Raw genomic sequence first — 223 nt, 5'->3', positions numbered from 1 at the left:
GCTGGGTAAAGGAGGATGGAGGGGTTTTTCAAAAAGGGGATATGAGTCTTGGCGAAGCTGTCGATCGAGGAGCGGATTGCGCAACTGGAAGCGCGTAAGCGGGCGCTGAAAGCAAGGTTGACGAAGCATGATCGGGCGAAGGACACGAGGCGGAAGGTGCTTCTTGGCGCTTTGGTGCTGCAACAGTTAGAAAGCGGTCGAGATGCGGAGTTCAGACAACGAC

At 55.6% G+C, this 223-nt stretch carries 1 pseudogene; it reads left to right on the top strand.

Going from position 1 to position 223, the window contains the following annotated elements:
* Positions 1–48: 48 nt before the first annotated feature.
* A pseudogene (locus AUL33_RS22900) lies at positions 49–223 on the top strand (mobilization protein); the annotation flags it as partial.

The sequence above is a fragment of the Aureimonas sp. AU12 genome (assembly GCF_001463705.1).
In the GTDB taxonomy this organism is placed as follows: domain Bacteria; phylum Pseudomonadota; class Alphaproteobacteria; order Rhizobiales; family Rhizobiaceae; genus Aureimonas.
The sequence above is the reverse complement of the archived record's forward strand: the minus strand, read 5'-3'. Positions and strand labels throughout refer to the sequence as shown.